Here is a 20,617-nt window from a genome sequence, read left to right on the forward strand (position 1 = left end):
TAGTGGGCATTGGTCTGTCGTGACAATGGGTGAACTCCGGGTTACGCTGCACGCCATGATTTGACTGAGGATCCCGGATGAACAGACCCCCGTTTATTGTGCTGGTGATTGCCGCTGTCATTGTGGTGGCGGCCGGTACGCAGTTTGTCAGACAGTGGCGACAGCGCGCGGCGGATGATGCCGCGCCACAGGTTCAGACCCGGGTGATTGTTATAGAAATGCGTGAGTTTCCCGCCAGCGAGCGGCGATCGCGCCAGCAGACGGTGGCTCCCGCCGGTAGCGCGATGCGTTATGAAGTGCGGTTTCGCCCGCAGAACGCCGGGGCGGGAAGCGACATCATCTGCCGGGTAACCGCCGCCCGGTATCATGATATGACGGCCGGTGAGCAGGGAGTGCTGACTATGCAGGGGAAACGTTTTGTGCGTTTTGATCCCCTGCCCGGGCGCTAGCTTTTCTTTTGCGCCTTTTGCCAGGCGAGCAGCTCAAAGACACCGAACAGAAAAATCCGCAGCTGGAACCAGCCGCTCATTTTTGGGCTCTCTTTCGGCAGTGAGGCTTTCAGCATTGCCGCCTGCAGGCCGTGCATAAAGAACATAAAGATTGCCGCGACATTAATAAAAATATTCAGCGGGCGCGGGTAGGGGTGGATCAGGTTGAACAGCAAAAACCCCCAGACGAACAGCATCACCAGGCGGCCAAAATTAATGATCAGCATTGCCAGCTCCTTGAGTTTCACGGCGGTACAGCCGGTAGGCGACCTGGCCTGCCACTTTTTCCCGGTGCAGTGACCAGTTAGCCGGGGTGGGCGGGAGGCCGTTCTCCACTTCACTTTCTATATAGATGAGCGCGTCTTGCGCCAGCCAGCCCTGCTGTTCCAGCAGGCGCAGTGTCTCTTCCAGTAGCCCTTTGCGAAAAGGGGGATCGACAAAAACAATATTGTGCGCCTGCCCGGGCCGGGCGAGGAAGGTCAGCGTGTTGGTATTCACCACATCGCCCTGGCTTGCCTTAAGGGTGGCGAGATTGAGCTGGAGCTGCCGGGCAACGCTGCGATCCATCTCCAGCAGGGTGGCGCTGGCCGCGTAGCGGGAGAGCGCCTCCAGCCCCAGGGCACCACTGCCGGCAAAGCAGTCCAGGCAACGGGCATCGACAATGTCCGGCGCCAGCCAGTTAAAGAGGGTTTCGCGCACCCGATCGGTGGTGGGGCGCAGCCCCGGGCTGTCCGGGACCGGTAATTTCCGGCCGCGCCACTGGCCGCCGATAATGCGAATCTGGCCGCTGCCTGTACTGTGGGTTTTTTTCATGGGGATTACTGTGATTATTCCGGGAGTGCTATTCTAGCGGGCCGTCAGCGCCGGGGGAACCATAATCCCACGGCGTGATGCCATGACGGGAAAGTGGTAGACTAACATATTCATTTTCCGTCCCTGCGATACGTGAAAGCAGGGCTGCGCCATGAACCAATAGCGAGGAGTCCGATCGCCAATGGCAAAAGAAAAAAAACGCGGCTTTTTTTCCTGGTTAGGCTTTGGCCAGAAAGAACAGACGCCAGAAACAGAAAAAGAACAGGAAGTTCAGGAACAACAGCAGGTTATTGACGCGCAGCCCGAACAGGTGCCAGCAGAGACACCGGTTGAACATCACTCTGAATCCTCTTCTGAACCCACCGCAGAGGCCCAGGCCGTAGCTGACGCAGAGGCACAAGCCGCAGCAGAAGCCAAAGTGGCTGCCGAAGCACAGGCTGCCGCAGAAGCCAAAGCAGCTGCCGAAGCTCAGGCCGCAGCAGAAGCTAAAGCGGCCGCCGAAGCCCAGGCCGCAGCAGAAGCTAAAGCGGCTGCCGAAGCACAGGCCGCAGCAGAAGCCAAAGCAGCTGCCGAAGCCCAGGCCGCAGCAGAAGCCAAAGCAGCTGCCGAAGCACAGGCCGCCGCAGAAGCCAGAGCGGCCGCCGAAGCCCAGGCCGCAGCAGAAGCTAAAGCGGCTGCTGAAGCCCAGGCCGCCGCAGAAGCTAAAGCGGCTGCCGAAGCACAAGCCGCAGCAGAAGCTAAAGCTGCCGCAGAAGCCGAGGCCGCCGCAGAGGCAGAGGCACAGGCCGCAGCCCAGGCAGAGCCAGAGATCCACGAGCAGGAAAAACCCACCAAAGAGGGGTTCTTCGCCCGTCTGAAGCGCAGCCTGCTGAAAACCAAACAGAACCTGGGCTCTGGCTTTATCAGCCTGTTCCGGGGCAAAAAAATTGATGACGATCTGTTTGAAGAGCTGGAAGAGCAACTGCTGATTGCCGATGTGGGGGTAGAAACAACCCGTAAAATCATCAGTAATCTGACCGACGGCGCCAGCCGTAAACAGCTGCGCGACGCAGAAGCGCTGTACGGATTGCTCAAAGAAGAGATGAGCGGGATCCTGGCGAAGGTTGACGAGCCGCTGAACATTGAAGGCAAAATGCCCTACGTTATCCTGATGGTCGGGGTCAATGGCGTGGGTAAAACCACCACCATCGGTAAGATGGCGCGCCAGTTCCAGCAGCAGGGGAAATCCGTCATGCTGGCCGCCGGGGATACGTTCCGCGCCGCAGCAGTAGAGCAGTTACAGGTGTGGGGCCAGCGCAACAATATTCCGGTGGTGGCTCAGCATACCGGGGCGGATTCCGCCTCTGTGATTTTTGATGCCATCCAGGCCGCTAAAGCGCGCCATGTGGATGTTCTGATTGCCGATACCGCCGGGCGTTTGCAGAATAAATCGCACCTGATGGAAGAGCTGAAGAAAATTGTCCGGGTAATGAAAAAACTGGATGAAGACGCCCCCCATGAGGTTATGCTTACGCTGGATGCCAGCACCGGGCAGAATGCCGTAAGCCAGGCAAAACTGTTTAATGAAGCCGTTGGGTTAACGGGGATCACGCTGACTAAACTTGATGGTACAGCCAAAGGCGGGGTGATCTTCTCCATTGCCGATCAATTCGGGATCCCTATCCGCTACATCGGTGTCGGGGAACGCATTGAGGATTTACGTCCGTTTAAAGCGGACGATTTTATTGAGGCACTATTTGCCCGAGAGGATTAACAATGATTCGCTTTGAACACGTCAGCAAAGCCTATCTTGGTGGGAGACAAGCGCTGCAGGGGGTGTCGTTTCACCTGCAGGCAGGCGAAATGGCGTTTCTTACCGGGCACTCTGGTGCCGGTAAGAGTACGTTGCTCAAACTGATTTGTGGTATTGAGCGCCCCAGCGCCGGGAAAATCTGGTTCAGCGGCCATGAAATCAGCCGCCTGAAGAACCGGGAAGTCCCGTTTCTGCGCCGCCAGATCGGCATGATTTTCCAGGATCACCACCTGCTGATGGATCGCTCCGTCTATGACAATGTCGCGATCCCGCTGATTATTGCCGGTGCCAGCGGTGAAGATATTCGCCGCCGGGTGAGTGCCGCACTGGATAAGGTCGGGCTGCTGGACAAAGCGAAAAACCTCCCTATTCAGCTCTCCGGCGGGGAGCAGCAGCGGGTGGGTATTGCCCGCGCGGTCGTCAATAAACCGGCCGTCTTACTGGCGGATGAACCGACCGGTAACCTGGATGATGCCCTGTCAGAGGGGATCCTGCGCCTGTTTGAAGAGTTTAACCGGGTCGGGGTTACCGTGCTGATGGCGACCCACGACACTGGCCTTATCGCCAGCCGTCCGTATCCGGTTCTGACCTTAAGTGAAGGGCACCTGCACGGAGGCCATTCTGGTGAATAAAAACAGCGCGTTAAACCGTATTCGCCGCTACAGCCATAAGTTCGACAAAGTTAACCAGCTGGGCGGTAAACTGGGTGATCTCGGCCGTTCTGTGCAAAAGCGCAGCGGCGGCGGTGGTAAAAAGCCGAAATCGAAGCAGCAATCCCTGAAAGGCGGCCTGAATGAGCAGGTGCGTTATGCCTGGCAGGGGGCGGTGCAGGATCTGCGTAACAAACCACTGGCCACCTTTCTGACGGTAATGGTTATCGCCATTTCGTTAACGCTGCCAAGCGTGTGCTATATGGTCTATAAAAACGTCAGCCAGGCCGCCAGCCAGTATTATCCGACCCCGCAAATTACCGTGTATCTGGATAAAGCGCTGGATGATGACGCCGCCCAGCAGGTGGTGGCGCAGCTGCAGGCACAACCGGGGGTAGAGAAGGTCAACTACCTGACCCGGGACGAAGCCCTGGGCGAGTTCCGTAACTGGTCCGGGTTTGGCGGCGCGCTGGATATGCTGGAAGAGAACCCGCTACCGGCGGTTGCGGTTGTGGTGCCGAAGATTGATTTTCAGACCCCACAGGCGATGGGCACCATTCGCGACCAGTTAACCGGCATTAAGGGGATTGACGAAGTGCGCATGGATGACAGCTGGTTTGCGCGCTTGTCGGCGCTTACCGGGCTGGTGGGGCGCGTTTCCGCAATGATTGGCGTACTGATGGTCGCTGCGGTGTTCCTGGTCATCGGTAACAGCGTGCGGCTGAGCATTTTTGCCCGCCGGGATACCATTAACGTGCAGAAGCTGATCGGCGCAACGGATGGTTTTATTCTGCGCCCGTTCCTGTATGGCGGGGCGCTGCTGGGGTTCAGCGGGGCGTTTTTATCGCTGATCCTGTCGGAGATTCTGGTGTTGCGCTTGTCGTCGGCGGTGAAAGATGTAGCCCAGGTCTTCGGCGCCAGCTTTGAGCTCAGCGGCCTCTCTTTTGATGAGTGTCTGCTGCTGTTGCTGGTCTCGTCGATGATTGGCTGGGTGGCCGCCTGGCTTGCCACCGTGCAACATTTACGTCGCTTTACTCCCGAGTAATTAAAACTCTGGTATACTTTGCCCCTGCTCGCGAGACGTATTCGCCAGCAGGGGATGCAGCCTGGCAACCCGTCGCGCTTCCCCCTTCTGCCGTTCATCTCCCTGTCACAGTTATGTGTAATTTATTCACAGGCGTAATTGAACTTGTGGATAAGATCACGGTCTGAGATCGGGTGCGAATGCGAAAGTGCGTGCCCTGTAGCGCGCGGCGTAGTAGTCTCGCAGGTCGGGGCCGGAAAAAGCGTTATCGCGGCACCGGAATTTAACGTAGAGAGGGTTTGAATGACCAACGAAATGCAAAATTTAGCTTTAGCCCCGGTCGGTAACCTGGATGCTTATATCCGGGCGGCCAATGCCTGGCCGATGCTGTCGGCTGAGGAAGAGCGGGCACTGGCTGAAAGGCTGCATTACCAGGGCGATCTGGAAGCAGCGAAAAAGCTGATTCTGTCTCACCTGCGGTTTGTTGTTCATATTGCTCGTAATTATGCGGGCTATGGCCTGCCGCAGGCGGATCTGATTCAGGAAGGGAATATCGGCCTGATGAAAGCCGTGCGCCGTTTTAACCCGGAAGTGGGTGTGCGCCTGGTCTCCTTCGCCGTGCACTGGATCAAAGCAGAGATCCATGAGTATGTCCTGCGTAACTGGCGTATTGTGAAGGTGGCAACCACCAAAGCACAGCGCAAACTGTTCTTTAACCTGCGTAAAACCAAGCAGCGTCTGGGCTGGTTTAACCAGGACGAAGTGGAAATGGTAGCCCGTGAGCTGGGGGTATCCAGTAAAGATGTCCGTGAGATGGAGTCCCGTATGGCGGCTCAGGACATGACCTTCGATATGTCGTCTGATGATGACGCCAGCGACAGCCAGCCGATGGCGCCGGTACTGTACCTACAGGATAAGTCCTCTAACTTTGCCGATGGCATTGAAGATGACAACTGGGAAGAGCACGCGGCCGATAAACTGACTGAAGCAATGAGCGGCCTGGACGAGCGCAGCCAGCAGATTATCCGGGCGCGCTGGCTGGATGAAGACAACAAAAGCACCCTGCAGGAGCTGGCCGATCAGTATGGCGTCTCTGCAGAGCGTGTGCGCCAGCTTGAAAAGAACGCAATGAAGAAATTGCGTGCTGCCATCGAAGCCTGATACCAGCCTTTGTGATTAAAAAACCACCTGCGGGTGGTTTTTTTGTGCGCGTCATCCCCCTTCTGGCTATTCCAAATTTCTGAAAATACGTTATGGTCTTAGCAGAGTATGCTGCTAACGCACCGCCGTACTCGGGGTTTACCAATAACAAAAACCATTTTATGAATATTAAATGGTATAAAGTTCTAAAATATAACACAAAAGCAACACGCCATCACAACAATAATGGGGAATGCAGGATGAAGATACAGGGTAAAGCGCTTCTGGCAGGATGCATCGCGCTGGCAATGAGCCACACCGTATTTGCAAAAGAGATTAAAGTCGCCGTGGTCGGGGCCATGTCCGGCCCGGTAGCCCAGTACGGAGACCAGGAGTTCACCGGCGCCAAACAGGCGATTGCCGATATTAATGCCCGGGGCGGCATCAAAGGCGACAAGCTGGTCGCCGTAGAATATGACGATGCCTGCGACCCGAAACAGGCGGTTGCGGTGGCCAACAAAGTGGTGAATGACGGCATTAAATACGTTATCGGCCATTTGTGCTCCTCCTCCACGCAGCCCGCTTCTGATATCTATGAAGACGAGGGGATTTTGATGATCACCCCGGCGGCAACGGCGCCTGAGCTGACTGCCCGCGGCTACTCCCTGATCCTGCGCACCACCGGTCTGGACTCCGACCAGGGGCCGACGGCGGCGAAATATATTCTTGACCATGTGAAGCCCCAGCGTATCGCGGTTATCCACGATAAACAGCAGTACGGCGAGGGGCTGGCCCGCTCCGTGCAGGACAACCTGAAAAAGGGCGGCGCCAATGTGGTGTTCTTTGACGGTATCACCGCCGGTGAGAAAGACTTCTCTACCCTGGTCGCGCGGCTGAAAAAAGAGAATATCGACTTTGTCTATTACGGCGGTTACCACCCGGAAATGGGCCAGATCCTGCGCCAGTCCCGGGCGGCTGGCCTGAAAACCCAGTTTATGGGCCCGGAAGGGGTGGCGAACGTCTCGCTGTCGAATATTGCCGGGGCTTCTGCTCAGGGGATGCTGGTCACCAAGCCGAAAAACTACGATCAGGTACCGGCTAACAAACCGGTTGTAGACGCCATTAAAGCGAAGAAACAGGACCCGAGCGGCGCCTTTGTCTGGACCACCTACGCAGCCCTGCAATCCCTGGCGGCGGGCCTGGAAAAAGCCCCGGATCAGCAGCCGGAAGCGGTGGCGAAGTATCTGAAAGGCACCAGCGTGGATACGGTGATGGGCCCGCTCTCCTGGAATGACAAGGGCGACCTGAAAGGCTTTGAGTTTGGTGTGTTCACCTGGAACGCGAACGGCACATCCAGCGAAGCGAAATAACCGCCCGTTTTTTCTTTCTGATCAGCACGCTGAAAACGCCCGCATTGCCGGGCGTTTTTTGGTCTGTGCTCAGCGCTGCCAGCCGTGGGCACAGGGGCTGAAGCCCAGCGCCTGCATAAAGGCGTTCATGACGGCCCTGTCTTCCACGCCCTGGTCGCTCATCTCCCAGTGGGTGATTTCCGGGTGCCGGGCCAGAAGCTCTTCTATCAGGTACAGGCCCACCCCGCGACGGCGGGTAAGATCCCGGATCCGCAGCGAATCCAGCATGGCGCGCTGCCCGTTAACGGTGACCCGCACGGCCCCCAGCAGGCGTTCATTAAAGCAGGCGGCATACAGCATATGCGTGGCGTCTGGTTGCAGCGTGTCCGCCGGGTATTCCGGCCAGATTTTCCCGAGATCGATAATATCCTGATCGGACAGTGTGGTAAGGCGAAGAATCGTCAGTTTCATAGTTTCAGGCTAATCGTGAACAAAGTCGCAGTGTATCAATTTCATCTGCCAACAGGCGTGCTCTTTTCCTGCGGTTAAAGCAGGCGATTACTTCTTGTGCTTTTATGATTCTGGTTCAAAACGTTATCAATGAAAAAAATGGTGGGTTTATTAACTGTTTTTTTACCTTTTTATCCGCCTATTATGCCGGAGTTTTATGCTGCTGCCCGCACTTTTTTTTGTTTATCTGAACTGTTAATCAGCATAATATCTTTGGTTAATAGGCTGAAAAATAGAGATATTGGTTGCGTAATTCCCAAAATAACGCGCTAACTCCTTATTCAGGTTATAAAAACCGGCTTTGATTATAAAAAGTACAGAATGCTTTTTAACCATAATAAGACCGAATATTTACAACATCACGAAATGGGGTTTACACAGGATGAATAACAATGCAAAGCGCCTGATTGTTGCAGGTATTGCGCTGGCTTTGTCTCATACCGCTATGGCGAAGGACATCAAAGTTGCGGTGGTCGGGGCCATGTCCGGCCCGGTAGCACAATGGGGCGATATGGAGTTTAACGGTGCCCGCCAGGCGATAAAGGACATCAACGCCAGCGGCGGTATTAAGGGCGACAAGCTGGTGGGCGTGGAATATGACGATGCCTGCGACCCGAAACAGGCCGTTGCGGTGGCGAACAAAGTCGTCAACGACGGTATTAAGTATGTGATTGGCCATCTTTGCTCTTCCTCTACTCAGCCCGCTTCCGATATCTATGAAGATGAAGGCATCCTGATGATCACCCCCGGGGCCACTAACCCGGAGCTGACCCAGCGCGGTTATCAGTTCATTATGCGCACCGCCGGGCTGGATTCCGCCCAGGGGCCAACCGCCGCCAGATACATCCTCGACCATGTGAAACCCCGGCGTATTGCCATCATTCATGACAAGCAGCAGTACGGTGAAGGGCTGGCGCGCTCGGTGCAGAGCACGCTGAAAGCCGCCGGTACTGAGGTGGTGTTTTTTGACGGTATCACCGCCGGTGAGAAAGACTTTTCCGCCCTGGCCGCCCGCCTGAAAAAAGAGAATATCGATTTTGTCTACTACGGGGGCTACTACCCGGAGATGGGCCAGATCCTGCGCCAGTCCCGGGCCCTTGGCCTGACAACCCGGTTTATGGGGCCAGAAGGGGTGGGTAACGCTTCCCTGTCGAATATCGCCGGTAAAGCCGCCGAAGGCATGCTGGTCACCATGCCCAAACGCTATGACCAGCAGCCTGCCAACCAGCCGATTGTGGCGGCCCTGAAAGCCGCGAAGAAAGACCCCAGCGGGCCCTATGTCTGGATAACCTACGCTGCCGTGCAATCCCTGGCCACGGCGATGAACCGCACCGGCAGTGACGACCCCGCCGGGCTAATTAAAGACCTGAAAGCCCACGGGGCAGAGACGGTTATCGGCCCGCTCAAATGGGATGAGAAGGGCGATCTTAAGGGGTTCGAATTCGGGGTATTCCAGTGGCACGCTGATGGTTCCTCCTCAGTGGCGAAATAAGCGCCCCGTCCCCTGCCTGCGGGCAGGGGCGGCACAAAGGTGATGTTATGTCTGAACAAGTTCTCTATTTCATGCAGCAGATGTTTAATGGCGTGACGCTGGGGAGTACCTACGCGCTTATCGCCATTGGCTACACCATGGTGTACGGCATCATCGGCATGATTAACTTCGCCCACGGCGAGGTCTACATGATTGGTAGCTACGTCTCGTTTATGATTATCGCCGCCCTGATGATGGTGGGCGTAGACGTGAGCTGGATGCTGATTGGCGCCGGGTTTATCGGGGCGATTATTATCGCCAGCGCCTACGGCTGGAGTATTGAGCGGGTGGCCTATAAGCCCGTGCGCAGCTCCAAACGCCTGATTGCGCTTATCTCCGCCATCGGGATGTCTATCTTCCTGCAAAACTATGTCAGCCTGACCCAGGGCTCCCGGGATATTGCGCTGCCGGGGCTGATCAACGGCCAGTGGGTGATTGGCGCCAGTGAGGGGTTTAGCGCCTCGATTACCGCAATGCAGCTGGTTATCTGGGGGGTTACCCTGGTAGCGATGGTCGCGCTGACGCTGTTTATCCGCTATTCGCGTATGGGGCGGGCCTGCCGCGCCTGCGCAGAAGATCTGAAAATGGCCAGCCTGCTGGGTATTAATACCGATCGGGTTATCTCCCTGACCTTTGTTATCGGGGCGGTGATGGCGGCGGTCGCCGGTGTTCTGCTGGGGCAGTTTTACGGGGTGATTAACCCCTATATTGGCTTTATGGCCGGGATGAAAGCCTTTACCGCTGCGGTGCTGGGCGGGATCGGCAGTATTCCCGGGGCGATGATAGGCGGCCTTATCCTCGGGGTGGCTGAAGCGCTGACCTCCGCCTACCTGAGCACTGAATACAAAGACGTGGTCTCTTTTGCCCTGCTTATCGTGGTGCTGCTGGTGATGCCCACCGGTATCCTGGGCCGTCCGGAGGTAGAAAAAGTATGAAACCGATGGATCTGGGTATGGCCCTGTTATCGGCCGCTATCTTCTTTGTGCTGGCGGCGGTGTTTATGGGGGTGCAACTGGGGCTGGACGGCACGCACCTGGTGGTGAACAGCGCAACTCCGGTGCGCTGGCAGTGGGTGTATACCGGCACCGTTGTGGTGTTTTTATTCCAGGTGCTGCGCGCACTGTGCCAGAAGGGGCTTAGCAAGATCCCGGGGCCGAAATTTGTGCTGCCGGCCATTGATGGTGGCTCGGTAAAACAGAAGCTGTTCCTCGGGGCTTTGCTGGTGGTGGCGGTGGCCTGGCCGTTTATGGTGTCCCGCGGTACGGTCGATATCGCCACCCTGACGATGATCTACGTGATCCTCGGGCTCGGGCTGAACGTGGTGGTGGGATTATCCGGGCTGCTGGTGCTGGGCTATGGTGGCTTTTACGCGATTGGCGCCTATACCTTTGCGCTGCTGAATCACTATTACGGTCTCGGGTTCTGGACCTGCCTGCCACTGGCGGGGTTAACCGCCGCCGCTGCCGGTTTCCTGCTGGGCTTCCCGGTGCTGCGCCTGCGCGGTGACTATCTGGCCATTGTTACCCTCGGCTTTGGTGAGATTGTGCGCATTCTGCTGCTGAACAATACCGAGATTACCGGCGGGCCGAATGGCATCAGCCAGATCCCGAAGCCCACGCTCTTCGGGCTGGAGTTCAGCCGAACCCCCCGGGAGGGCGGCTGGGATACCTTCAGTAATTTCTTCAATGTTCCCTATGATCCCAGCGACCGGATTATCTTCCTGTATCTGGTAGCGCTGCTGCTGGTGGTGCTGTCGTTGTTTGTTATTAACCGCCTGCTGCGTATGCCCCTGGGCCGGGCCTGGGAAGCGCTGCGCGAAGATGAGATAGCCTGCCGTTCCCTGGGGCTGAGCCCGCGGCGCATTAAGTTGACGGCATTTACCATCAGTGCGGCATTTGCCGGTTTTGCCGGGGTGCTGTTCGCGGCCCGCCAGGGCTTTGTCAGCCCGGAATCCTTCACGTTTGCCGAGTCTGCTTTTGTGCTGGCGATTGTGGTGCTGGGGGGGATGGGCTCCCAGTTTGCGGTGATCCTGGCGGCTATTCTGCTGGTGGTGTCCCGCGAGCTGATGCGCGATCTTAACGAATACAGCATGCTGCTGCTGGGGGCGCTGATGGTGTTAATGATGATCTGGCGTCCGCAGGGATTACTGCCGATGACCCGTGTGCAAATGAAGCTGAAAAGCAACGGCAAACAAGGAGAGCAGGCATGAGCCAGCCATTATTAGCAGTAAACGGCCTGATGATGCGTTTTGGCGGCCTGCTGGCGGTCAATAACGTCTCCCTTGAGCTGCACCAGAATGAAATTGTCTCGCTGATTGGCCCCAACGGGGCCGGTAAAACCACGGTATTTAACTGCCTGACCGGCTTCTATAAACCCACCGGCGGCACTATTTTGCTGCGTGATCGCCACCTGGAAGGGCTGCCGGGCCAGGAGATAGCCCGGCTGGGCGTGGTGCGCACCTTCCAGCATGTGCGCCTGTTCCGGGAGATGACGGTAATTGAAAACTTACTGGTGGCGCAGCACCAGCAGCTAAAAAGCGGGATTTTCTCCGGCTTGCTGAATACCTCTGCCTTTCGCCAGGCCCAGAAAACCGCCCTGGATCGGGCGGCCCTGTGGCTGGAGCGCATCGGCCTGCTGGGGCTGGCTAACCGCCAGGCCGGAAACCTGGCCTATGGTCAGCAGCGCCATCTGGAGATAGCCCGCTGTATGGTAACCCAGCCAGAGATCCTGATGCTGGATGAGCCTGCCGCCGGGCTGAACCCGAATGAAACCCGGGAGCTGGATGAGCTTATCGTGGAGCTGCGCGACAAGCACAACACCACCGTGCTGCTGATTGAGCACGATATGAAGCTGGTGATGGGCATTTCAGATCGTATCTACGTGGTGAACCAGGGCGCTCCGCTGGCCCGGGGAACCCCGGAGCAGATCCGCGAAAACCCTGATGTTATCCGTGCATACCTGGGTGAGGCATAAGATGGGAAAAGTGATGTTATCGTTCGACCAGGTCAGCGCCCACTACGGGAAAATCCAGGCGCTGCATGAGGTGTCGCTGCATATTAACCAGGGGGAGATAGTGACCCTGATTGGGGCCAACGGGGCGGGGAAAACCACCCTGCTGGGCACCCTGTGTGGCGACCCCCGGGCCAGCACCGGGCGGATAATCTTTGATGGTAAAGATATTACGAGCTGGAACACCGCACGCATTATGCGCGAAGCGGTGGCGATAGTGCCGGAAGGGCGGCGGGTATTCTCGCGTATGACGGTGGAGGAGAACCTCGCCATGGGCGGTTTTTTTGCCAGCAGCGAGCAGTTCGCCAGCCGGATCAAACGGGTGTATGAGCTCTTTCCGCGCCTGTATGAGCGGCGTATCCAGCGGGCGGGAACCATGTCCGGCGGGGAGCAGCAGATGCTGGCCATTGGCCGGGCGCTGATGAGCCAGCCGCGTCTGCTGCTGCTGGACGAGCCCTCCCTGGGGCTGGCGCCGATTATTATTCAGCAGATCTTCGATACCATCGAACAGCTGCGCCGGGAAGGGATGACTATCTTCCTGGTCGAGCAGAACGCCAACCAGGCGCTGAAGCTGGCGGATCGCGGCTATGTGCTGGAAAATGGCCGGGTCGTTCTGGAAGATACGGGGGACGCCCTGCTGGCGAATGAGGCGGTGCGCAGTGCATACCTCGGGGGGTGAGAATACCCGCAACATGCTAAAGGGCCCGTAAGGGCCCTTTTTTATCGGTTCAGGGCCCGCAGGGGCGGAGCACCTGCTCCGCCTGGCGTGGCTCATCGGGCAGGGTAAATCTGGCCGTGAGCGGCGGCTTGCCTGCCGCAGCCTGCGATATAACCACTCTTAAAATATGGTCTTTACCGTGCAGCCACTGGTTCAGGGCCTGTACGGTGGGGGTAATGGTCCAGGTGAAGTTGCTCTCCTGCCAGGCGCCGCTGGCGGTCCACGCCTGGCTGTGTGTCTGCACCTGCTCATGGCTCAGCACCTGCACCCGGGGGGTGTGCTCCCCGATGGCATCCGGCCCTTCGAAATCATCCAGCGGGAAATCTGCCAGCAGGGCACCGGCTACCCGCAGCGTAAGCAGGGCCGGGGGCGAATCCGGGCGGCAGGAGAGCACCAGCCAGGCGTTATCACGCTGTTCGCCGAATTGTGCCTCACCCTGTAATGTCGCGGTTTTCAGCGGGTTCCCCGGGTAGGGGCTCCCGGTAACCCAGTGGGTTGTGGCCAGGCTGGCGGTGCTGAACATGGCCGTCAGAAACAGGGCGGTGTACTTCATGGGGATCCTCCAGGGTATGCCAGGTAATAACGTCCTGTTTTATGGAATAGTTTTATTAAACCAAAGATAAACCTTCAGGTGATTTCATCTTCACCGCGCCTTTTGCTCCCGGTATCCGCCCGGCATATATTGCGCTAAGCTCACAGACCGCAGGGCTCTGCCTGTGTTTAACCAAAACCGGATGTTGCTTATGAATCACTGGCCTTACCCGACTATTGTCGCCCACCGCGGGGGCGGTAAACTGGCCCCGGAAAACACCCTTGCGGCGATTGATACCGGTGCCCGCTACGGCCACACCATGTTCGAGTGTGACGCAAAACTCTCCCGGGACGGGGAAATTTTCCTGCTGCATGATGACACCCTGGAGCGCACCAGCAACGGCTGGGGCATTGCCGGGGAGCTTCCCTGGGCGCAGCTGGCTCAGGTGGATGCCGGAAGCTGGTTCTCCCGGGCGTTTGCCGGTGAACCGCTACCGCTGCTGCGCCAGGTGGCTGAGCGTTGCCGCCAGCACCACATGATGATCAATATTGAAATTAAACCCACCACCGGCGAGGAGAGCCGCACCGGCACGGAAGTGGCACTGGCGGCCCGGGAATTGTGGGCGGGAATGACGCCCCCGCTGTTATCTTCCTTCTCCCCTGAGTCTCTGGCGGCGGCACAGCAGGCTGTTCCGGCGCTGCCCCGGGGGCTGTTAATGGATGAGTGGCGCAGGGACTGGCGTGAGCTGGTGCAGCAACTGGGCTGTGTTTCCATTCACCTTAACCACCGGCTGCTGGATGCCGGGCGGGTGGCAGAGCTGAAAGCGCAGGGGCTGCGTATTCTGGTGTATACGGTTAACCGGCCCCAGCGTGCCGCCCAGCTGCTGGGCTGGGGGGTAGACTGTATCTGTACCGACCGGATAGACGAGATTGGCCCGGATTTCCGGGGCTGAGAGACCGGGAGCCCGTGGCTCCCGGTATGCGGTTCAGTAGCGGGGGGGGTTGCCAGGTTGCAGGCTCTGGGTGCGCTGGCGGTTTTGCTCTATCTGGCGCTGCAGTTGCTGGCTTTGTTGCTGGCGCTGCATCTGCTGGCTTTGCTGAAGCTGGCTCTTTTGCAGGCTCTGCTGGGTGCGCATATCTTCGGCCAGGCGCTGCTGGCTGGGGTTCTGGTAGTTTGGCTGGTTGGGGTTGGTGGTCTGGCTAAAAGGGTTTGCCAGTGTGCTCAGCGGCACCATAAGCGCCAGCCAGAATAATCTTTTCATGGTGTTCGCTCCTCCTGTCAGGGCGATACTGACAGTGTATCGCGTTTTATGCCGGTTTGCCGGGCATTGTGATGCCGCTCCGGTTTTTTTCAAAAATAAGCTGGACAGATGCAAATGATAATGATTATTATTGCCACGCACTCAGGGGGAACCCCTAACGGAATCACCTGAAGGCACGACATTGCTCACATTGCTTCCAGTATTTCTTAGCCAGCATTTTTGCTGGCTTTTTTTTTATTTACTGCGCGCCATTCGTTCACAATTTTTGAACGAAGGAGTCAATTTTCACCCTCTATGATTACTTAGTGAATACGTCCACACTGATGTCATCAACGAAATACGAGGGGGATTCACCATGATTTATGTTCGTAAGGCTGACCAACGTGGGCATGCTAACCATGGCTGGCTGGACAGCTGGCATACCTTCTCTTTTGCCGATTACTACGACCCGAACTTTATGGGGTTCTCCGCCCTGCGGGTAATTAACGATGACGTTATCGATCCGGGCCAGGGGTTTGGTACTCACCCCCATAAAGATATGGAGATTCTGACCTATGTTCTGGAAGGTGCGGTAGAGCACCAGGACAGCATGGGGAATAAAGAGCAGGTTCCGGCCGGTGAATTCCAGATAATGAGCGCAGGCACCGGGGTGCGGCATTCGGAATATAACCCGAGCGACGTTTCGCGCCTGCATCTGTACCAGATCTGGATAATCCCGCAGGAAACCGGGATCACCCCGCGCTATGAGCAGCGCCGGTTCGATGCCCCCCAGGGTCGCCAGCTGGTGCTTTCGCCAGATGCCAGAGACGGCTCTCTGAAAGTCCACCAGGATATGGAGCTCTACCGCTGGGCGCTGGCAAAAGATGAGCAGTCGGTGTATCAGCTGCCCGCCGATCGCCGGGTGTGGATCCAGGTGGTAAACGGCAACGTGAAAATTAACGGCAGCCACGTGACAACCGGCGACGGGGTCGCAGTGTGGGATGAGCCGGCCATTTCGGTACACGCCGACAGCGCCAGCGAAATTCTGCTCTTTGATTTACCCCCGGTCTGATTCCGGCCTCTGATCCGCATCAAATGAACCGGGCAACCCTCTCTGTAACAGGAGGAGGTTGCCCGTGGTCCGTGTTACACTGAGCTGATTATTCAATGAAGCTCCAGGACAATGAAAAAAAAACGACCAGTTCTCCAGGACGTAGCGGATCGCGTCGGAGTAACAAAAATGACCGTAAGCCGTTTTTTACGTAACCCGGAGCAGGTTTCAGCTGCATTGCGGGTAAAAATTGCAGCGGCGCTGGACGAGTTAGGCTATATCCCTAACCGCGCTCCGGATATCCTCTCCAATGCGACCAGTCGCGCCATTGGCGTGTTGCTGCCGTCGCTGACTAACCAGGTATTTGCTGAAGTGTTGCGCGGTATTGAAAGCGTGACCGACGCGTTTGGCTACCAGACCATGCTTGCCCACTACGGCTATAAGCCGGAAATGGAAGAAGAGCGCCTGGTTTCTATGCTGTCGTGGAATATCGACGGGCTGATCCTGACCGAACGCAGCCACACCCCCCGGGCACTGAAGATGATCGAAGTGGCCGGGATCCCGGTGGTGGAGCTGATGGACAGCGTAAGCCCCTGCCTGGATATCGCCGTGGGGTTTGATAACTTCGAAGCGGCCCGCCAGATGACGTCTGCTATTCTCCAGCGCGGCCATCGCCATATCGCCTATCTTGGTGCGCGTCTCGATGAACGTACTATTATGAAGCAGAAAGGTTATGAGCAGGCGATGCGCGACATGGGGCTGACCCCTTACAGCGTGATGGCCGAGCAGTCTTCTTCGTATTCATCCGGTATTGAGTTGTTCCGCCAGGCACGGCGCGAATACCCCCAGCTCGACGGTATTTTCTGTACCAACGACGACCTTGCTGTCGGGGCGGCGTTCGAATGCCAGCGGGTAGGGCTACGTATTCCTGACGATATGGCGATTGCCGGTTTTCACGGCCACGATATCGGCCAGGTGATGGAGCCACGGCTTGCCAGCGTGCTGACCCCCCGTGAGCGGATGGGCCGGATTGGCGCCGAGCGCTTACTGGCCAGGATCCGGGGGGAAATCGTCACGCCGAAGATGCTCGACCTCGGGTTTACATTATCGCCAGGCGGCTCAATTTAACTTTCTTTTTTTTGACGTACTTCACATTTATTCACTTTGTACGGTAATGGTTATTGCCTGTTACCTGTGCAAACGGGACAATGTTACCGATAACAGTTACCCGTAACATTGTTCCTTTCCGTTACTATATTGTGCTACCAGGAGTTAGCTATGAGCACGACCAACCAAGATCACTACATTTTTGTCCTGATGGGCGTTTCTGGTAGCGGGAAATCTGCTGTCGCCAGCCAGGTTGCCCATGAACTTCAGGGTGCATTTTTGGATGGTGACTTCCTGCATCCGCGCAGCAACATTATCAAAATGTCTTCTGGCGAACCCTTAAATGATAATGATCGCGAGCCGTGGCTCAAAGCGCTGAATGATGCCGCTTTCGCAATGCAGCGTACTAACAAAGTATCGCTGATTGTGTGTTCCGCACTGAAAAAAAGTTACCGCGATATTTTACGGGAAGGAAATCCGAATCTGCGCTTTGTGTACCTGAAAGGGGACTTCGACCTGATCGAAAGCCGCCTGAAAGCACGCAAAGGGCATTTCTTTAAGACCCAGATGCTGGTCACTCAATTCGAGACTCTGGAAGAGCCAACGACGGATGAACGCGATGTGCTGGTTGTGGATATTAACCAGCCCCTGGACGGCGTGGTTGCCGATACGATCGCAAAAATTCATAAGGTTTGTTAATGGGTACACTGACGCTTGTTCTGACAGCTGCAGGTTCCGTATTACTGCTGCTGTTCCTGGTGATGAAGGCGCGTATGCACGCCTTCCTGGCCCTGATGGTGGTGTCTATTGGTGCCGGGTTGTTTTCCGGCATGCCGCTGATGAAAATTACCGAAACCATGGAAAAAGGCATGGGGGGAACCCTGGGCTTCCTGGCTGTGGTGGTCGCCCTGGGGGCGATGTTCGGTAAAATTCTGCATGAAGCGGGCGCTGTTGATCAGATTGCCGTGAAAATGCTCAAATCTTTTGGCCACAGCCGCGCCAGCTATGCTATCGGTATTGCGGGCCTGATTTGTGCGCTGCCGCTCTTCTTTGAAGTGGCCATCGTGCTGCTGATTAGCGTGGCATTTTCTATGGCGCGCCACACCAATGAGAACCTGACCCGGCTGGTTATTCCGTTGTTTGCCGGGGTGGCCGCTGCGGCTGCCTTCCTGGTTCCCGGCCCGGCCCCGATGCTGCTGGCATCACAGATGCACGCGGATTTTGGCTGGATGATCCTGATTGGCCTGAGTGCGGCCATCCCGGGGATGATTATTGCCGGCCCGCTGTTTGGCCGCTTTATCGCGCGTTTTGTGGCGCTTGAAGTGCCGGAGGATGTGAAAGATCCGCACCTTGGCGAAGGTAAACTGCCCTCTTTTGGTTTCAGTATCAGCCTGATTTTACTGCCGCTGGTGCTGGTGGGGCTGAAAACCATTGCCGCCCGTTTCATTCCTGAAGGCTCTGAAACATACCAGTGGTTTGAGTTTATCGGCCACCCGTTTACGGCGATTCTGGTTGCCTGCCTGGTGGCGATTTATGGTCTGGCTATGCGCCAGGGCATGCCGAAAGAGCGGGTGATGGAGATTTGCGGCCACGCCCTGCAACCTGCCGGGATTATCCTGCTGGTGATTGGTGCCGGTGGCGTGTTCAAACAGATCCTGGTGGACTCCGGCGTGGGCCCGGCACTGGGCGAGGCGTTAACCGGTATGGGGCTGCCTATTGCCCTGACGTGCTTTATCCTGGCGGCTGCCGTGCGTATTATCCAGGGCTCGGCAACGGTTGCCTGCCTGACCGCGGTAGGGCTGGTGATGCCGGTTGTTGAGCAACTGAACTACTCCGGCGCGCAAATGGCGGCACTGTCTATCTGTATCGCCGGGGGCTCTATTGTGGTGAGCCACGTGAATGACGCAGGCTTCTGGTTGTTCGGTAAATTTACCGGTGCAACCGAGGCCCAGACCCTGAAAAGCTGGACCATGATGGAAACCATCCTCGGGACTGTCGGGGCGATCGTCGGGATGATTTACTTCGCTGCATTATCCTGAACCACATCTTATGTAAATGTGAGAAAGGCCGCTGGTGCGGCCTTTTTTTTATGTTGTGGCGCAGCGTCTCTTAGGTTTTCCTCAGAGTGCAACAGAGACTGGCGCGATCCCTTTGCCGGATAAGGCAATTTTCTAATACCCTTATAATCATCGATTAATTTCACTTGCGACTTTAGCCACATTTTGTAATGTGAACGGATGCCCGGTTTACCGTAGGCTGACGCAACGCAACACACACCTCTGCAGGAAATACTCGTTATGAAAAATGTTGGTTTTATCGGCTGGCGCGGGATGGTCGGCTCAGTGCTTATGCAGCGCATGGTGGAAGAGCGCGATTTCGACGCTATCCGCCCGGTCTTTTTCTCTACGTCCCAGTCAGGGCAGGCCGCACCGGCGTTTGGCGCCCATACCGGCGGGACCCTCCAGGATGCCTACTCCCTGGATGCGCTCAGAGCTCTGGACATTATCGTAACTTGCCAGGGCGGCGATTATACCAGCGAGATCTACCCGAAGCTGCGCGCCAGCGGCTGGCAGGGCTACTGGATTGATGCCGCCTCTTCGCTGCGCATGGAAGACGACGCGATAATCATTCTGGATCCGGTAAACCAGCATGTGATTGAGCAGGGGCTCAATAACGGCATTAAAACGTTTGTGGGCGGTAACTGCACCGTAAGCCTGATGCTGATGTCCCTCGGCGGCCTGTTTGCGGAAGGGCTGGTGGAGTGGGTCTCTGTGGCCACTTATCAGGCGGCCTCTGGTGGCGGTGCCCGCCATATGCGCGAACTGCTCAGCCAGATGGGCATGCTGCATAATCTGGTGGCTGCAGAGCTGGCGGACCCGGCTTCTGCCATTCTGGATATCGAGCGCAAAGTGACCCGGCTTGGCCGCAGTGGTGACCTGCCGGTTGATAACTTCGGCGTTCCGCTGGCGGGCAGCCTGATTCCGTGGATCGACAAACAGCTGCCGAACGGCCAGAGCCGCGAAGAGTGGAAAGGCCAGGCGGAAACCAACAAAATTCTTAATGCATCACCGGTGATCCCGGTGGACGGTTTGTGTGTGCGCGTGGGGGCGCTACGCTGCCACAGCCAGGCGTTTACTATCAAACTGAATAAAGATATCTCCGTTTCGTCCATCGAATCATTGTTAGCCAGCCATAATGAATGGGTCAGTGTTGTGCCTAATGATCGAGAAATTACGATGCGTGACCTGACCCCGGCCGCAGTTACTGGTACACTCAGCACCCCCGTTGGTCGCTTGCGTAAGCTCAACATGGGGCCACAATATTTATCTGCCTTCACGGTAGGTGACCAGTTATTGTGGGGGGCGGCAGAGCCGCTGCGCCGTATGCTGCGCCAGCTGGCCTGACTGATATAGCGCCGCCTGTTCAGGATTAGGGGTGCCAGGCACCCCTTTATTTAGTGCGTATGACAAGGAGTAACGCAGATGTCCGATATTTTACCGGGAGTAATATAACGTTTGGCTATGCTTGAGATGAGGTTGCAAGCGCATACCGCATCTGGAAGATGTTTGAGCCGCAGAGGATAGTGTGTCTGGCTCATGACAGGTCAATAAAAAATGTCAGTCTGGTCAAATAGATAAACACCAGGCAGGCTGGCACTTAAAT

The 20,617-nt window shown here is 56.7% G+C and carries 22 protein-coding genes; 17 read left to right on the top strand and 5 right to left on the bottom strand.

Going from position 1 to position 20,617, the window contains the following annotated elements:
- Positions 1-77 precede the first annotated feature (77 nt).
- Positions 78-449 (top strand): DUF2500 domain-containing protein, encoded by a 372-nt coding sequence (locus EBL_RS00865; protein WP_002440588.1) that lies wholly within the window; start codon positions 78-80, stop codon positions 447-449.
- Here EBL_RS00865 and EBL_RS00870 read toward each other — a convergent pair.
- Positions 446-715 carry a DUF1145 family protein gene (locus EBL_RS00870; RefSeq protein WP_002440586.1) on the bottom strand — a complete coding sequence of 90 codons (270 nt, stop codon included), beginning with the start codon at positions 713-715 and terminating at the stop codon, positions 446-448. The two genes, EBL_RS00865 and EBL_RS00870, sit on opposite strands and share 4 nt — an antisense overlap.
- A complete protein-coding gene (gene rsmD, locus EBL_RS00875) occupies positions 702-1,301 on the bottom strand; it encodes a 16S rRNA (guanine(966)-N(2))-methyltransferase (protein WP_002440585.1) in 600 nt (199 codons plus the stop codon). Before rsmD ends, EBL_RS00870 begins: the two co-directional genes overlap by 14 nt.
- 181 nt (positions 1,302-1,482) lie before the next feature.
- On the opposite strand from rsmD, the gene ftsY reads away from it, so the two are divergent.
- The 5 genes from ftsY (at position 1,483) to EBL_RS00900 (ending at position 7,277) form a co-directional block, all read left to right on the top strand.
- Positions 1,483-3,054, top strand: a complete 1,572-nt coding sequence (ftsY, locus tag EBL_RS00880; RefSeq protein WP_002440583.1) for a signal recognition particle-docking protein FtsY — start codon at positions 1,483-1,485, stop codon at positions 3,052-3,054.
- Between the two features lie 2 nt (positions 3,055-3,056).
- Entirely contained in the window at positions 3,057-3,725 is a 669-nt protein-coding gene (gene ftsE, locus EBL_RS00885; RefSeq protein WP_002440581.1) for a cell division ATP-binding protein FtsE, read from the top strand.
- Positions 3,718-4,788 carry a permease-like cell division protein FtsX gene (gene ftsX / locus EBL_RS00890; RefSeq protein WP_002440579.1) on the top strand — a complete coding sequence of 357 codons (1,071 nt, stop codon included), beginning with the start codon at positions 3,718-3,720 and terminating at the stop codon, positions 4,786-4,788. The genes ftsE and ftsX overlap by 8 nt, the downstream gene beginning before the upstream one ends.
- Before the next feature lie 282 nt (positions 4,789-5,070).
- A complete protein-coding gene (rpoH, locus tag EBL_RS00895) occupies positions 5,071-5,928 on the top strand; it encodes an RNA polymerase sigma factor RpoH (protein ID WP_002440578.1) in 858 nt (285 codons plus the stop codon).
- A 239-nt stretch (positions 5,929-6,167) separates the two neighbouring features.
- On the top strand, positions 6,168-7,277 hold the full coding sequence (locus tag EBL_RS00900; RefSeq protein ID WP_002440577.1) for a branched-chain amino acid ABC transporter substrate-binding protein: 1,110 nt from the start codon (positions 6,168-6,170) through the stop codon (positions 7,275-7,277).
- Between the two features lie 69 nt (positions 7,278-7,346).
- Here the strand turns inward: EBL_RS00900 and panM are convergent, their stop codons facing one another.
- Positions 7,347-7,727: an aspartate 1-decarboxylase autocleavage activator PanM gene (panM, locus tag EBL_RS00905; RefSeq protein ID WP_002440576.1), complete on the bottom strand. Its 381-nt coding sequence runs from the start codon at positions 7,725-7,727 to the stop codon at positions 7,347-7,349.
- A gap of 421 nt (positions 7,728-8,148) precedes the next feature.
- Between panM and livK the strand changes: the two genes are divergently transcribed.
- From livK to livF, 5 genes are read left to right on the top strand one after another with little or no spacing between them, the layout of a single operon-like run.
- Positions 8,149-9,258, top strand: a complete 1,110-nt coding sequence (gene livK, locus EBL_RS00910) for a high-affinity branched-chain amino acid ABC transporter substrate-binding protein LivK (RefSeq protein ID WP_002440574.1) — start codon at positions 8,149-8,151, stop codon at positions 9,256-9,258.
- Positions 9,259-9,305: 47 nt separating this feature from the next.
- Positions 9,306-10,232: a high-affinity branched-chain amino acid ABC transporter permease LivH gene (gene livH, locus EBL_RS00915; RefSeq protein WP_002440573.1), complete on the top strand. Its 927-nt coding sequence runs from the start codon at positions 9,306-9,308 to the stop codon at positions 10,230-10,232.
- Positions 10,229-11,506: a high-affinity branched-chain amino acid ABC transporter permease LivM gene (locus EBL_RS00920; protein WP_002440572.1), complete on the top strand. Its 1,278-nt coding sequence runs from the start codon at positions 10,229-10,231 to the stop codon at positions 11,504-11,506. Before livH ends, EBL_RS00920 begins: the two co-directional genes overlap by 4 nt.
- Complete coding sequence (gene livG / locus EBL_RS00925) at positions 11,503-12,270, top strand: high-affinity branched-chain amino acid ABC transporter ATP-binding protein LivG (protein ID WP_002440570.1); 768 nt, start codon at positions 11,503-11,505, stop codon at positions 12,268-12,270. Before EBL_RS00920 ends, livG begins: the two co-directional genes overlap by 4 nt.
- Position 12,271: 1 nt before the next feature.
- Positions 12,272-12,985 carry a high-affinity branched-chain amino acid ABC transporter ATP-binding protein LivF gene (livF, locus tag EBL_RS00930; RefSeq protein WP_002440569.1) on the top strand — a complete coding sequence of 238 codons (714 nt, stop codon included), beginning with the start codon at positions 12,272-12,274 and terminating at the stop codon, positions 12,983-12,985.
- 49 nt (positions 12,986-13,034) lie between these two features.
- On the opposite strand, the gene EBL_RS00935 is transcribed toward livF, so the two are convergent.
- Positions 13,035-13,577, bottom strand: a complete 543-nt coding sequence (locus EBL_RS00935) for a hypothetical protein (RefSeq protein WP_002440568.1) — start codon at positions 13,575-13,577, stop codon at positions 13,035-13,037.
- A gap of 190 nt (positions 13,578-13,767) precedes the next feature.
- On the opposite strand from EBL_RS00935, the gene ugpQ reads away from it, so the two are divergent.
- Positions 13,768-14,508: a glycerophosphodiester phosphodiesterase gene (gene ugpQ / locus EBL_RS00940; RefSeq protein WP_002440567.1), complete on the top strand. Its 741-nt coding sequence runs from the start codon at positions 13,768-13,770 to the stop codon at positions 14,506-14,508.
- Positions 14,509-14,541: 33 nt separating this feature from the next.
- Here the strand turns inward: ugpQ and EBL_RS00945 are convergent, their stop codons facing one another.
- On the bottom strand, positions 14,542-14,817 hold the full coding sequence (locus EBL_RS00945; protein ID WP_002440565.1) for a DUF2756 domain-containing protein: 276 nt from the start codon (positions 14,815-14,817) through the stop codon (positions 14,542-14,544).
- A 355-nt stretch (positions 14,818-15,172) separates the two neighbouring features.
- Between EBL_RS00945 and EBL_RS00950 the strand changes: the two genes are divergently transcribed.
- From EBL_RS00950 to asd, 5 genes are all read left to right on the top strand, one after another.
- The gene (locus EBL_RS00950; RefSeq protein WP_002440564.1) at positions 15,173-15,868 is read left to right on the top strand and encodes a pirin family protein; all 696 of its coding nucleotides are present in this window, start codon (positions 15,173-15,175) and stop codon (positions 15,866-15,868) included.
- A gap of 111 nt (positions 15,869-15,979) precedes the next feature.
- The gene (gntR, locus tag EBL_RS00955) at positions 15,980-16,975 is read left to right on the top strand and encodes a gluconate operon transcriptional repressor GntR (RefSeq protein WP_002440562.1); all 996 of its coding nucleotides are present in this window, start codon (positions 15,980-15,982) and stop codon (positions 16,973-16,975) included.
- Positions 16,976-17,125: 150 nt separating this feature from the next.
- A complete protein-coding gene (gene gntK / locus EBL_RS00960; protein WP_002440560.1) occupies positions 17,126-17,653 on the top strand; it encodes a gluconokinase in 528 nt (175 codons plus the stop codon).
- Complete coding sequence (gene gntU, locus EBL_RS00965; protein ID WP_002440559.1) at positions 17,653-18,993, top strand: gluconate transporter; 1,341 nt, start codon at positions 17,653-17,655, stop codon at positions 18,991-18,993. The genes gntK and gntU overlap by 1 nt, the downstream gene beginning before the upstream one ends.
- Before the next feature lie 258 nt (positions 18,994-19,251).
- Complete coding sequence (gene asd, locus EBL_RS00970) at positions 19,252-20,358, top strand: aspartate-semialdehyde dehydrogenase (protein ID WP_002440558.1); 1,107 nt, start codon at positions 19,252-19,254, stop codon at positions 20,356-20,358.
- Positions 20,359-20,617: the final 259 nt, after the last annotated feature.

This window comes from Shimwellia blattae DSM 4481 = NBRC 105725 (assembly GCF_000262305.1).
GTDB lineage: Bacteria > Pseudomonadota > Gammaproteobacteria > Enterobacterales > Enterobacteriaceae > Shimwellia > Shimwellia blattae.